15 protein-coding genes and 1 tRNA gene are annotated in these 13846 nt (G+C 32.2%); 11 read left to right on the forward strand and 5 right to left on the reverse strand.

The genetic code is table 11. The annotated features are described in order from the left end of the window. Positions 1-8 precede the first annotated feature (8 nt). From EM932_RS07415 to EM932_RS07460, 10 genes are all read left to right on the forward strand, one after another. Positions 9-701, forward strand: a complete 693-nt coding sequence (locus tag EM932_RS07415; RefSeq protein WP_317129359.1) for a cell division protein FtsQ/DivIB — start codon at positions 9-11, stop codon at positions 699-701. A 3-nt stretch (positions 702-704) separates the two neighbouring features. Next, positions 705-2018, forward strand: coding sequence for a cell division protein FtsA (ftsA, locus tag EM932_RS07420; protein ID WP_135876551.1), 1314 nt, complete (start codon positions 705-707; stop codon positions 2016-2018). 100 nt (positions 2019-2118) lie between these two features. Next, the gene (ftsZ, locus tag EM932_RS07425) at positions 2119-4116 is read left to right on the forward strand and encodes a cell division protein FtsZ (protein ID WP_135876552.1); all 1998 of its coding nucleotides are present in this window, start codon (positions 2119-2121) and stop codon (positions 4114-4116) included. 172 nt (positions 4117-4288) lie between these two features. Next, the gene (locus EM932_RS07430) at positions 4289-4738 is read left to right on the forward strand and encodes a GatB/YqeY domain-containing protein (protein WP_135876553.1); all 450 of its coding nucleotides are present in this window, start codon (positions 4289-4291) and stop codon (positions 4736-4738) included. A 144-nt stretch (positions 4739-4882) separates the two neighbouring features. Continuing rightward, positions 4883-4956 (forward strand) — tRNA-Arg (locus EM932_RS07435). Between the two features lie 283 nt (positions 4957-5239). Beyond that, positions 5240-6754: an NADP-dependent isocitrate dehydrogenase gene (locus tag EM932_RS07440; RefSeq protein WP_135876554.1), complete on the forward strand. Its 1515-nt coding sequence runs from the start codon at positions 5240-5242 to the stop codon at positions 6752-6754. A 34-nt stretch (positions 6755-6788) separates the two neighbouring features. Further along, positions 6789-7070: a hypothetical protein gene (locus EM932_RS07445; RefSeq protein ID WP_135876555.1), complete on the forward strand. Its 282-nt coding sequence runs from the start codon at positions 6789-6791 to the stop codon at positions 7068-7070. Positions 7071-7184: 114 nt separating this feature from the next. Further along, positions 7185-7955 carry a prohibitin family protein gene (locus tag EM932_RS07450; protein WP_135876556.1) on the forward strand — a complete coding sequence of 257 codons (771 nt, stop codon included), beginning with the start codon at positions 7185-7187 and terminating at the stop codon, positions 7953-7955. A 63-nt stretch (positions 7956-8018) separates the two neighbouring features. After that, positions 8019-8240, forward strand: a complete 222-nt coding sequence (locus EM932_RS07455; protein WP_135876557.1) for a hypothetical protein — start codon at positions 8019-8021, stop codon at positions 8238-8240. 357 nt (positions 8241-8597) lie between these two features. After that, positions 8598-9449: a zinc-dependent peptidase gene (locus tag EM932_RS07460; protein ID WP_135876558.1), complete on the forward strand. Its 852-nt coding sequence runs from the start codon at positions 8598-8600 to the stop codon at positions 9447-9449. Positions 9450-9490: 41 nt separating this feature from the next. Here the strand turns inward: EM932_RS07460 and EM932_RS07465 are convergent, their stop codons facing one another. The 4 genes from EM932_RS07465 to EM932_RS07480 all read right to left on the reverse strand — a co-directional run bounded on the left by EM932_RS07465 (position 9491) and on the right by EM932_RS07480 (position 12605). Beyond that, positions 9491-10117 carry a pyridoxamine 5'-phosphate oxidase family protein gene (locus EM932_RS07465; protein WP_135876559.1) on the reverse strand — a complete coding sequence of 209 codons (627 nt, stop codon included), beginning with the start codon at positions 10115-10117 and terminating at the stop codon, positions 9491-9493. Positions 10118-10202: 85 nt separating this feature from the next. Continuing rightward, entirely contained in the window at positions 10203-11189 is a 987-nt protein-coding gene (locus tag EM932_RS07470) for an alpha/beta fold hydrolase (RefSeq protein ID WP_135876560.1), read from the reverse strand. Between the two features lie 140 nt (positions 11190-11329). Then, positions 11330-11737: a nuclear transport factor 2 family protein gene (locus EM932_RS07475; RefSeq protein WP_135876561.1), complete on the reverse strand. Its 408-nt coding sequence runs from the start codon at positions 11735-11737 to the stop codon at positions 11330-11332. 313 nt (positions 11738-12050) lie between these two features. Continuing rightward, positions 12051-12605, reverse strand: coding sequence for a TetR/AcrR family transcriptional regulator (locus EM932_RS07480; RefSeq protein WP_135876562.1), 555 nt, complete (start codon positions 12603-12605; stop codon positions 12051-12053). Positions 12606-12769: 164 nt separating this feature from the next. Between EM932_RS07480 and EM932_RS07485 the strand changes: the two genes are divergently transcribed. Further along, positions 12770-13186 carry a CBS domain-containing protein gene (locus EM932_RS07485; protein ID WP_135876563.1) on the forward strand — a complete coding sequence of 139 codons (417 nt, stop codon included), beginning with the start codon at positions 12770-12772 and terminating at the stop codon, positions 13184-13186. Here the strand turns inward: EM932_RS07485 and rpe are convergent. After that, the gene (gene rpe / locus EM932_RS07490) at positions 13183-13845 is read right to left on the reverse strand and encodes a ribulose-phosphate 3-epimerase (RefSeq protein WP_135876564.1); all 663 of its coding nucleotides are present in this window, start codon (positions 13843-13845) and stop codon (positions 13183-13185) included. The two genes, EM932_RS07485 and rpe, sit on opposite strands and share 4 nt — an antisense overlap. Position 13846 lies beyond the last annotated feature (1 nt).

Below are 13846 nucleotides of genomic sequence, written 5' to 3' on the forward strand. Positions count from 1 at the left end.
ACATAAAGATGATTGTTTTATTGGTGCTAGTAAGCCTTTTGTTCGCTTTTGCATCACAAAGAAATGCTGTAAGAAAAGTGTCAGGTCCGCACGTGAAGTTTATCGGAGAAAATAACTTATTCGTTACAAATGAAACTGTTAGTAAATTGTTAATACAAAAATATGGTGGTGTTAAAAATGTACCCAAAGAAACTTTAGATTTGAATGAGCTAGAAAACACCCTGAAATCTAATCCAATGATAAAAACAGCAGAAGTGTATGTTGCTGTAAATGGCACACTTAATGCTGAAATAGAACAAAAAACACCAATAGCACGAGTGAGTACAAATGCGTCTTATTATGTTGATGACGAAGGTTCCTATATGCCATTGTCTAATAATTATTCAGCAAGAGTACCATTAGTTACGGGTTATGTTGAAAAGAATAATTTAAATAGGATTCATAAGATTGCTATTAAAATTATGAAGGATGAATTCTTGAAAAAAAATGTGATAGAAATTCATCAAAGTATAAATAAAGTTGTGTCTATAAAATTAAGACACTGCAATTTTATAGTACAATTAGGGGATGTAAGTTTTTTAGATAAAAAGATTAATAATTTAAAGGCGTTTTATCAAAAAAACCTGAAAGAGAAAACACTAGATAATTATAGTAAAGTCAATTTGCAGTTTGACAACCAAGTAGTATGTACCAAAATATAAGCCATGGAGCATAATTTAGCAGTAGGATTAGACATAGGAACCACAAAGATTGTGGCCATGATTGGACGTAAAAATGAATACGGTAAAGTTGAAATTTTAGGAATAGGTAAATCTAAGAGTCTAGGAGTGCACCGTGGTGTTGTAAATAATATTACGCAAACCATTCAATCTATACAACAAGCTGTTCAAGAAGCAGAAGTTTCTGCTGAAATGAAAATAGAGGGCGTTACTGTTGGTATTGCTGGACAGCATATTAGAAGCTTACAACACAGTGACTATATAACAAGACCTAATTCAGAGCATGTTATAGACGATGAAGATATTGATAGATTGATAAATCAAGTGCATAAATTGGTTATGCTCCCTGGTGAAGAAATTATTCATGTATTACCACAAGAATATAAAGTAGACGGACAAGCAGAAATTAAGGAACCAATAGGAATGTATGGAGGTCGATTGGAGGCTAATTTTCATGTAGTTGTGGGGCAAGTATCTTCAATTAGAAACATTGGACGCTGTGTACAGAGTGCTGGTTTGAATTTAGAAGGCATCACATTAGAGCCATTAGCTTCTGCAAATGCGGTTTTAAGCCAAGAAGAAAAAGAAGCGGGTGTAGCGCTTATAGATATAGGAGGGGGAACAACAGACTTAGCCATTTTTAGAGATGGTATTATTCGTCATACCGCTGTGATTCCTTTTGGAGGTAATGTCATTACTGAAGATATAAAAGAGGGGTGCTCTATTATTGAAAAACAAGCGGAATTATTAAAAATAAAATTCGGTTCTGCTTGGCCAGGGGAAAATAAAGATAACGAAATAGTATCTATACCAGGTTTACGAGGCAGAGAGCCAAAAGAAATTACATTAAAGAATCTCTCAAAAATAATACATGCCCGTGTTGTTGAAATTGTAGAACAGGTCTATGTTGAAATTAAAAATTATGGACACGAAGAGCAAAAGAAAAAATTAATAGCAGGTATTGTATTAACAGGTGGTGGTAGCCAGTTAAAACATTTAAAGCAATTGGTAGAGTATATAACAGGAATGGATACCAGGATAGGATATCCAAATGAGCATTTAGCAGGAGATAGCGATGACGATATTACAAGTCCATTATACGCAACAGCTGTAGGGCTAGTTTTAGATGGCTTAAAACGTCAGGAAAGAAAAAAGCTAGAACAAGATGAGAGTGCCGTTGAAGAAACCGAAGAAGAAAAACCAATTGAAGATATTAAAGAACAACCAGTAAAAGAGCGTCGTTCTTTTTTAGATAAGTTAACCGAGCGCGTTAAAGATTTTTTAGATAATGCAGAGTAGAAATGAGTGTATTAAGATTGTCTTGCAGATCGTTTTAATAAAAGCATATAGAAGACATTGAATTAAAAATAAAGTATAAAACCTCAGTAAAATAGAATTTATGAGCAGCAAAGAAGAATTCGAAAGCATTGCATTTGATTTGCCTAAAAATCAATCAAATGTTATTAAAGTTATTGGTGTTGGAGGAGGTGGCAGTAATGCTATTAATCACATGTTCCAGCAAGGTATTAAAGGTGTTGATTTTTACATATGTAATACCGATGCGCAAGCACTTCAGAACAGTGGTGTCCCTAACAAAATCCAATTAGGTGTAAACCTAACCGAAGGGTTGGGCGCAGGTGCAAATCCAGATATAGGAGAACAATCGGCCGTTGAGAGTTTCGATGATATCTCTCAAATGTTAGATTCTAATACAAAAATGGTATTTATAACTGCTGGAATGGGTGGTGGCACAGGTACAGGAGCTGCTCCTATAATTGCTAAAATGGCTAGAGAATTAGATATTTTAACAGTTGGTATTGTAACCATGCCGTTTCAGTTTGAAGGCAGAATGCGTATTGAACAATCTCAAAAAGGGATTGAAAAATTAAGAGACGTTGTAGATTCTTTAATTGTAATAAACAATAATAAACTTCGTGAAGTTTATGGTAATCTTGGTTTTAAAGCAGGGTTCTCTAAAGCAGATGAAGTGCTATCTACGGCTGCTCGTGGTATAGCTGAAGTTATTACACATCACTACACACAAAATATTGATTTACGTGATGCCAAAACAGTATTGAGTAATAGTGGAACTGCTATTATGGGGTCTTCTTTGGCTTCAGGTCAAAATCGTGCTCAAGATGCCATTCGTAAAGCTTTAGATTCACCTTTATTAAACGATAATAAAATTACGGGAGCTAAAAATGTATTGTTGCTAATTGTTTCAGGCTCTCAAGAAATTACTATTGATGAAATAGGAGAGATTAACGATCACATTCAAAATGAAGCAGGGCATGGAGCCAATATTATTATGGGCGTTGGTGAAGATGAGTCTCTAGAGGAATCTATTGCTGTAACTATTATTGCTACTGGGTTTAATATTGAACAACAAGATGAAATTTCCAATACAGAAACTAAAAAAGTAGTACACTCGCTTAGTGAAGATCAGGATTTGAATCCTAAAGAAAAAGAACCAGCAATTATTGCACCGGTAATTGAGTTAGAAAAGAAGAAGGAGCCACCAATAGTTCGCCATACTTTAGATTTAAACACAGAAGAAGAAGAGAACGATAGTCTTAAAAAACGGCCAATTAATGAACAAAAATCAGTTGACTCAACTAAAAATATAGACCTAATACCAACATCAGAAATTATTAAAAATATCGATGTAGTCTATGACGAAGTGACTGCTAATTTGGAAGAAGATGATGAAGATTTTATCATTAAACCAGTTACAAGAATGTCTGATGATGTTGAAGATATTACTGATGTTGAAATTATTTCAGATTATATTGAAGAAGAGCAACAAATTACTTTAACCTTTGACTTGCCACTGTCGTCAGAGGATAGTCAAGAGGTAAAAGGAGAAGAGGTTATTTCTCATCAATTAGTAGATGATGATATAAAAAAAATACCAGTGAATGACTACGTAGAGATCATTCCTGTTACAGAAACTAGTGAAAATGGAGATATTCGTTATGCACTGGATGATTATGTTGAGGTAGAATCTTCAATTAATAAAAAGAAACCAGCATCTAATGACGTTTTGGAAGAGGTAGATAATGATATTGTTTTTGAAAAAAAGGTTACGAACGATGAACCTGCTTTAAAAGAAGAACCTACACAAGAAATTGATCCAATGAATACACCAATTTCTGAGTTGCTTAAAGAGCGTGCAGAAGAACGTAGGCGCAAAATGAAGGACTTTAATTATAAATTCAACAACGCAAAGATTGATGATATAGAAAAAGAACCTGCTTATAAACGCCAAGGAGTTGATTTAAATGAAGCTAAACATTCTTCAGAAACAGATATGTCCAGAACGAGTATAGGGTTGGACGATAATGATGATATACAATTAAGAAGTAATAATTCGTTTTTACACGATAACGTGGATTAAACAGAACACTGGCCTAATTTTGTTATGAACCCGAAAAGCACCCTCAGCTTTTTGGGTTTTTTTATTAATTGAAATTTTGTCATTCCCTCGTAGTAGGGAATCTTTTTTTCTTGGTACTTCGCGCTTCATGCTTCCAACTTTTTTATATCTTCGCAGTCAAATAAATATAACCATGAGTTTACAACAAGATGTCATGTCAGCTTTAAAAGAAGCAATGAAAGCTAAAGATCAAATGGCTTTAACAGCTTTACGTGCTGTAAAATCTGCTATTTTATTGGCACAAACAGAAAGTGGTGCAAAGGAAGATTTAACAGAAGAGCAAGAGCTTAAAATACTTCAAAAACAAGTAAAACAGCGAAGAGATAGCGCTGCTATATATATAGAGCAAGGAAGAGAAGACCTGGCTGCTCCAGAATTAGCAGAGGCAGATGTTATTGCACAATTTTTACCAGAAGCCTTAACCGATGAAGAAATTGAGAAAGTCGTTGTTACAACTATCGATCAAATAGGAGCTGAGGGCATGAAAGATATGGGGAAAGTTATGGGAATTGTTAGCAAAGAGTTAGCTGGACAAGCCGATGGTAAAACGATTTCAAATATTGTAAGACAGAAATTAGCATAAATTAATAATAATAAATATTATTTGTCATTCCGAACGAAGTATGAGGAGGAATCTCATAATTATAAGGTTTAGTTTTAATGAAATTAAAGATCTCTTGTCGTTCATTCTTCACTCTGTCGGAATAACAACTTAAAATTAAATAATGGCTGCGTAGTTCAACTGGATAGAATATCAGATTTCGGCTCTGAGGGTTGGGGGTTCGAATCCCTTCGCGGTCACTAATAAATAAAAAATGCATACTACAAATTCAAGCAATCTTGATTTGACGTATGCATTTTTTATTTTCAAAGCGTAGCTTTGGATTCATCACCTCAAGTAATCTCTTCATATTTATAAGTAAATATTTAAATAATAAATCAAGCCTACTTGAATTTGTAACGTACTTTCTGTTTTTAAAGCAATTCCTTTTCATAATTTTTGTTTATGTTTTTTATAAATTATATAAATAAAAATTTATGAAAAATAATTTAGATATTTGTGTTAGATATAAATAACACGAACATGGAAAACGATGTATTAGTACAAGAATTAAGCTCAAAAAGTACCAATAAAGCAGTAAAAGTAGCCGTTGCTCAAGGTGATGGTATAGGCCCTGAAATCATGTCGGCTGCGCTGAATATTCTAAAATCAGCAGGTGCTAATATTGAACCCGAATTCATAGAGTTAGGAGAACAAGTCTATTTATTGGGGAATACTTCAGGTATTAATAATGAGTCTTGGGATATTATAAATCGTAATAAATTAATCCTAAAAGCTCCAATAACAACTCCGCAAGGCAAGGGGTATAAAAGTTTAAATGTGACACTTAGAAAATCACTCGGATTATATGCAAATGTGCGTCCGGTAAGTGCCTTTCATCCTTTTGTAAAAACGAACTTTCCAAATATGGATGTAGTCATTATACGAGAGAACGAAGAAGACTTGTATGCAGGAATTGAACATCAACAGACACAAGATGTGGTGCAATGCTTAAAACTGATAACAAGACCAGGTTGTGAACGAATAATTCGATATGCTTTTGAATATGCAAAAGCTTATGGAAGAAAGAAAGTAACATGTATGGTGAAAGATAATATTATGAAGCGTACAGACGGGTTGTTCCATGAAGTGTTTAATGACATATCGTTAGAATATCCAAATATAAAAAGTGATTCTCAGATTATAGATATAGGATCGGCAAAACTCGCTGCCAACCCTGAGAACTACGATGTTATTGTAACTTCTAATCTCTATGGTGATATTATTTCAGACATAGCAGCCGAAATAGCTGGATCTGTAGGTATGGCAGGTTCAGCAAATATAGGAGCCAATGTAGCTATGTTTGAGGCAATACACGGTTCCGCACCAGATATTGCTGGGAAAAATATAGCAAATCCTTCTGGACTGATTAACGCTGCTGTATTAATGTTGGCGCACTTAGGTCAGTTAGAGATAGCCGATAAGATCAAAAATGCCTTACTGGCAACCATTGAAGATGGTTATCATACACCAGATATCTATCAGGAAGGAACAAGCAAGAAAAAGGTATCAACGCAAGAATTTGCAAAAGAAGTTATATCCAGATTAGGAAACACGCCTAAAAGTTTAACCATAAGTAAATTAACCAAAGGTTCCGGAATAATGAAAACTTTTGAGTATAAACGAAAAGAATCCGAAAAAGTATTAGTAGGTACTGATGTTTTTATTGACTGGAAAGGTTCAGACCCTAAAGAAATTGGAGACGCTTTATCTAAAATTAACTCATATAATTTAAAACTAAAAATGATTACAAACCGTGGCGTTAAAGTATATCCAAACGGTTTAAAAGAAACGTATTGTACAGACCATTGGCGATGTCGATTTGTAGGGATAGATGCAGAAATACAGAAAACAATTCCAGAGTATAAAACTATTGACTACGAACAAATAATAGCATTATTATCTAAGCTACATGATAAGGGGTTCGATGTCATAAAAACTGAAAATCTTTATGAATTTGATGGTGAAAGAGGATTTTCACTTGGACAAGGAGAATAAGTAGTTAAGAGTCATGGTATGAAACATAAATAAAATGAGATCTATTAATAAAATTAAATTAGTCGAGGGGGTATATTCTCCGATTAACTCTGCAGATGTGCTGTTGTCCTTGATTGCGGACAAAATTAAGTTTCACAATCTACAGATCTTAACGATAAAGAATAAAGATGATCCTAAGGTAAAACACGCAGAAATGAGAGTTGCGGAATTAAAGGAGTCCAAAAAGGAGGTCACTGAGTTGATTATAAAAGCTCGTGATGAAGGGTTGTATATGAAAATTGATGGCATGATAAATATTGAAATGTTTAAAAAATAATAAACGCTTTAAATTCAATTGAAGTATTGACTATAAAACCCGAATTTATGTGAGCAATTATAGCAACCTTAATAGATTAAGAGCAAGTAATGTGAAATAAAAAAAATATAAATTATGAAAATAAAAATCGTTCTTCTAATTGGTGCGTTAGGATTATGCTCCAGTTGTGCAGTAATAAAACCAGGTGAAGCTGGGGTAAAGCAAACATTAGGGAAATTTTCAAATGAAGTATCAACTCAAGGGACCGTATTCTACAACCCCTTAGTAAGTAAAGTGATAAAAGAATCAACGCAAACCCAAAATATAAAGCTCATTCTGACTTTACCTAGTAAAGAAGGGCTTAGCGTAAATTCTGAAATCTCTATATTATACCGTTTAGAACAAAACAAGATTCCTTCAGTATTAGAGCATTTAGGTCAAGGGTATGAGTCTATAATCACTAGTGTATTTAGATCGGCTTCTTCAGATGTATGCGCTCAATTTTATGCTAAAGACATGCATTCTGGAATGCGAGCAAAAATTGAAGAAGAAATCAAAAAGAAAATGGAAGTAAATCTAAAAAAACAAGCAGATGGTATTGAGCTTATAGCTGTTTTGATGAAACGTATACAATTACCAATGGGACTTGCCAATTCTATAGAACGAAAATTACAGGCAGAACAAGATGCTATGAGAATGGAGTTTGTGCTACAACAAGCGAAATTAGAAGCAGAAAGAAAAGTAATAAATGCTAAAGGAGAGCGAGATGCTCAAAAAATACTTTCAGAAGGATTAACACAGGAAATCATTAAAATTAGAAGTATAGAGGCGTTTAATAAACTGTCTGAATCTACCAATAGTAAAATTATTATTACAGATGGAAAAACACCTCTGTTGATTGAATAAGGTGATTAAACTTGGGATGTTTATAAAAATTAAGTTATAAAATTATTTTAAAATATACAGATTATGGAATTAATAAATAAAGCACTGGAATTTGAAAAAAGAAAGATGGGCAATATGAGTACTAGCGATCGAGTTGCAGCTTCAAGAGAAGCAAAATCACTAGTATTAAGTATTAACGAAATTTATAAAAAAACTAAAGATCAATACTTGATGGATATTATGAAGCTGGTAACCAATAAAAAACGTAAGATAGATAAGCGATTAAAAGGCTTTTCCACTATTTAAAATACGGTTTTTTATGCTCAAGGTCGTCTTTAATATACTATACTGTAAATAGAAAATTAGGCAGGTTTTAAAACCTGCCTAATTTTTTGTTTAATCAAAAAGAATTTTCCAAGGCTCTGTCTCGAGGGTAGTTTGTTTCAAGAAATTCTTTATTTTAAAAGGAGAACTATTAGCTAGGATTTACACAGGACCATTAACTGCTAATTGTGCTTTAGGCAAAGATGAAAAGAACTTATTTATGGCTACGCCTAATTTTATTTTACTAATTAATTTAAAGTCATGTTTTAATTATTTATTTTAAACAAATAATTAACATTAAGGATATATTATATTTTAATTAAGGGCGTTAAGCAACATATGTTTCAAATTCTAGTTATACAACAATACACTTTAGGTAGTAAAATCATTCTAGGTGTTTTCTTTGTTGCCATGACATATATACTCTTAAATTATGGCATGAAAATGATAGAAATGGGTTATGTACTGAAATACAAACGACCATTATATAATCATTTTTATCTTCGTTTAAGACGCTTAAATAAAAATCAAAAATCTATTTTAAACAATCAATTTTCCTTTTATAAAAAACTTACGGCTAAAGAGAAAAGATATTTTGAACATCGGGTAGCATCCTTTATAATAGATAAAGATTTTATTGGTAGAGATGGTATTATAATTAATGATGAAATGAAAGTTCTTATAGCTTCTACTGCTGTTATGCTAACTTTTGGTTTTCGTGATTTTTATATTGGGATTATTTCAAAAATTGTCATATACCCAGGTAACTATTATTCTAACATCAATAAAGCTTATCATAAAGGAGAATTTAACCCTAGATTAAAAGCCCTAGTATTATCTTGGGAAGCTTTTGTAAAAGGTTTTGATAATGAAAGCGATAATTTAAATTTAGGGATACATGAACTTACGCATGCGATTCATATTAATAGTATGAAAGAACGAGATGTAAGTTCAATTATTTTTAGTGATTCATTTAAAGAATTATCCGCTCTATTCACTGAAAATGAATCATTGCGTGATGAATTAAAAGCATCTCATTACTTTAGAAAATATGCTTTCACGAACCAATTTGAATTTTTAGCAGTTACTATTGAGAATTTTATAGAAACGCCACAAGAATTCAAATCTCAGTTCCCCGAAATTTATAATAAAATAAGGCAAATGCTTAACTTTAATGTATTAGGATACTGATTGTCTGTTATTAAATACCCCAATGCCTTCCTAAAGAGATTCTACTTCTGTATCCCAACTTCAGAGTTGAGTATTTTCAACCTATCTATTTCCTCTTTTAATGCTTTAATTCTATCATATAAAGGTTTCGTTACTTCTTCAATTTGGTCTATTGTAAAACGACGTTGTATGTGTTGTCTGCAATTAACGTCCCAAGCTTCGACTGTAAAGATGATTGCTCTTTCAGGTTTGGCATTATAATTTTCGTCAGATAAAAAACGTATTAACTTGGTATCATTTTCAACGATCTTTGCTGTTCCCCAAATTTTTATTCTGGTTTGATTAGCGTAATCCATCAGAAAAATATAGGCTTTATTATTTTCACTGAGGTTTCCTATAGAGATGTATTGTTTGTTTCCAGAGAAATCAGCGAAGGCTAAACATTTGTTATCTATTACTTTTAAAAACCCTTTAGGCCCGCCTCTATGCTGTATATAGGGTTGATTGTTATTATTAGAGGTAGCGAAATAAAAAGAATCCATATTTTGTAGTATGTGGACTAGATTGGTATTGATTTCCTGTTGCCATCCTCCAGATATTTCCATACGTTCATAACCTTTTCGTGAACCAAACTTTTCTTGAAGCTTTTTTACTGCTGGTGTAAATGCAATATCGCTTGTATATTTCATAGTGATTTGTTGTTGAATTATAGCTAGCCAATTCGAGAAGCTAATGGCTTTTTAATGTTAAAACTCGAACTGACTACTATGGTAATTATTTAATGTTATTTTTATTTAGAAAATTCAATATGTAATTTGCTATTTCTGTGCCTTTTTCTTCAAGTGCAAAATGACCGGTATCTAATAAGTGAGTTTCTAAATTTTTCAAATCTCTTTTGTATGGGTATGCTCCTTCTGCTGGGAATATATAATCATTTTTTCCCCAAACAATTAATGTTGGTGGTTGGTAGTCTTTAAAGTATTGTTGCCACTCTGGATATAATGGAACGTTGGTTCTATAATCATAAAACAAGGCTAATTGAATGTCATTATTTTCTAGTCTTTTTAGGTGTTGCAAATCTATATTCCAATTGTCTGGACTAATTTTAGATATATCTTGTACACCGTGTGTATATTGCCATTTTAAGCCATCAATAGAGTGGAATTTTTCTAGAGGTTTACCATTTTCAATAGTATAATCATTCCAATATTTTTTAATAGGTTTCCAGAAATCTAATAGGCCTTCCTCGTAAGCATTTCCATTTTGAATGATTAATGATTCTATACGGTTTGGATATTTTGTAGCAATTCTAAAACCAACTGGGGCTCCGTAATCCATTAAGTATAGACTATATTTCTCTACATTAAGTTCATTAATAAAACCCGATATAATTTTAGACATGTTATCAAAAGTATAATCGAAATCTTTTATTAAAGGTTGATCGCTTCTTCCAAACCCTGGATAATCGGGTGCTAATACATGGTATTGTACAGACAAGTCTGTTATTAAATTACGAAACATATGAGAAGATGTAGGATAACCATGCAGTAATATGATGGTTGGTTTATCTATAGTTCCTGCTTCACGATAAAAAATGTTTAGTCCATTAATAGTCACGTTTTTGTGTAATGTTGGATGTATTACCTCTTTGGTCGCTTTACTAATCTCGGTTTCCTTATGCTTATTAAATGCTAATACACCAAAGGATACTATTGCTAATAGAGCTAAAGCCAATACTGATTTTAAAACTTTTGTTTTCATAATGTTTTGTTCTGTTAATTATTGTTTTTAATATGATACATTTATCTGTACCTCCTTTTACTGTTCCAAATACTAATTTTTGATGTTTTTACTGTACTTGTAATTTGATTACTGTTTAGTGTTCTCATAATTTTAATAGTTTATAATTTGCGATCGTTTTCTTGTATTTCTATATCGTTTGCACTCATATCTCTTATTCGCATTAACCCGTCATCATCAAATTCCCAATGTTCGTTTCCGTGTGTTCTATACCATTGTTGCGTTTTTTCGTTTAACCATTCATATTCAAAGCGAACAGAAATTCTGTTTTCAGAAAAACACCATAAATGTTTTTTCAATTTATAATAAGATTCTTTTTTCCATTTTCTGCTTAAAAACTGTTGAATGGCATCCCTACCTTGGAAAAACAAGTTTCTATTACGCCATTTAGAATTTTTAGAATAGGCTAACGATACTCTGTATGGGTCTTTGCTATTCCAGGCATCTTCTGCTGCTTGTACTTTTGCCTTTGCAGTTTCCCTATTAAAGGGAGGTATTAGTTTTTTCATAATTTTATTTTATACAGACAAGTCTGTTCTTTTTGTTGCTAACAAATATTTATTTAACCTTCTTTTATTTTAACTCTATATATTAAAACCTGATAATCAGATGTTTAATTATTTTAATAAAGAAACTATGTCATTCCGAATGCTACGGAGGGTAAAATATATTTTACTTGAACGTATATAGCGTAGCTATTGAAGAGGAATCCCATCCTTATGAGATTTCTAGTCGCTCATACTTCGCTCTGTCGAAATGACAAACACTTGAAAATCATTTCTTTAATATTATTTTTATAAAAAAAATTAAATCGAACTGACGTTATTTTAATAAACGTATGGCTGCATCTTTTGCGGCTAGAATGGGCCATTTGTTTTTTTGAATTTGAGATAATATAATGGCACCTTCAAGGAGTATTAATATTTGATCTCCTAGTTGCTCTGCTTGTTCTACTGTTTCATCACTTTTTAATAAAGTATGAATATAGTTTCTTACTTCGTTTTTATGATTTACAGCTTGATTTCTAATTTTATCATGGTCATTAGGTAAATCAGTTATAATATTTTGCCAACCACAACCTCTAAAATCTACTTCGTATAACCAATTTACTAAATAGTCAAAACAACGAATTATTTTTCCTTTAGAAGTATGCTCGGTAGATACAAAATCAAATAGTTTTCCCATCCATAGCGCATGCCTTCCTACTAAATATGCTACAGCAATATCTTCTTTAGACCTAAAATGCTGATACATACTCGCTTTAGCAACACCAGCATCAGCAATTATTTGATTGATACCAGTTTGATTATATCCATTATGATAAAATAAATCTGAAGCTGTTTTAATAATACGCTCCTTTACACCTAATCTTTTCATGGGACAAATATACACTAAAAACATCAAAAACAGACAAGTCTGTTCGTTATTAATATAACTTTAACGTTTTGGCGTATGCGTTTTTATATAGGTGACATGATTTTTATCATACTTTTTTCTCCTTTTCATGCTTAATTTTAGTATAGAATTTAAAACCTAGAGAGATGAAAAGAAGGACTCCCGTTTCGGAAATAATGAGTAAGGATATTATAGCTCTAAGAAGATCAGATACTTTAGAAAGAGCTGAAATACTTTTTAAAAGGCATAATATTAGACATATTCCTGTAGTTAGTAGAGAATCAATAATAGGTATGTTGAGCTATACAGATTTACTTAGAATTAGTTTTGCTGATGCTACAGATGATGAGAATAGTATTGATACTATAGTTTATAATATGTTTACTATTGAGCAGGTTATGACAAAAAACCTGGTAAGTGTTTCAAGTAGCACTACTATTAAAGAAGTAGCAGAAATTTTAGCTAAGAATGAGTTCCATGCTTTACCAGTTGTAGACGACTCTATATTGGTAGGTATTGTAACAACTACAGATTTAATAAACTATTTGCTAAAGCAGTACTAAGAATTTGCTAGTGATTTTAAGTCTTTAATAGTATTAATTTGATCATTACTTTTAAAAACATAGCTTCCCGCGACGAGTACATCTGCGCCAGCATCTACGAGTGTTTTAGCATTTTTATTAGTGACACCTCCGTCAATTTCTATAATTGTTGAAGCGCCTTTGCGTTTAATTAATTCTTTTAGTTGAGATACTTTATTATAGGTATTTTCAATAAAACTCTGTCCTCCAAAACCTGGATTTACACTCATAATGCAAACCAAATCAATATCATTTATAATGTCTTCTAAAAAATGAATATTAGTGTGTGGGTTTAGCGCAACACCAGCTTTCATGCCTTCGGTTTTTATAGCTTGTAATGTTCTATGTAAATGAGTACAGGCTTCATAATGAACAGTAAGTATGTCACTACCTAATTCAGCAAAAGTTTTAATGTATCTATCTGGATCAACGATCATTAAATGTACATCAATCGTTTTTTTAGCATGTTTAGCAATAGCTTGTAAAACAGGCATTCCAAAAGAAATATTTGGCACAAATACGCCATCCATAATATCAATATGAAACCAATCGGCATCACTTGTATTAACCATTTCTATATCACGTTGAAGGTTTGCGAAATCCGCAGCCAGAATTGATGGTGCAATTAGTTTAGAACTCATT

Origin of the sequence: Flavivirga rizhaonensis (genome assembly GCF_004791695.1) — a bacterium.
GTDB classification, from domain to species: domain Bacteria; phylum Bacteroidota; class Bacteroidia; order Flavobacteriales; family Flavobacteriaceae; genus Flavivirga; species Flavivirga rizhaonensis.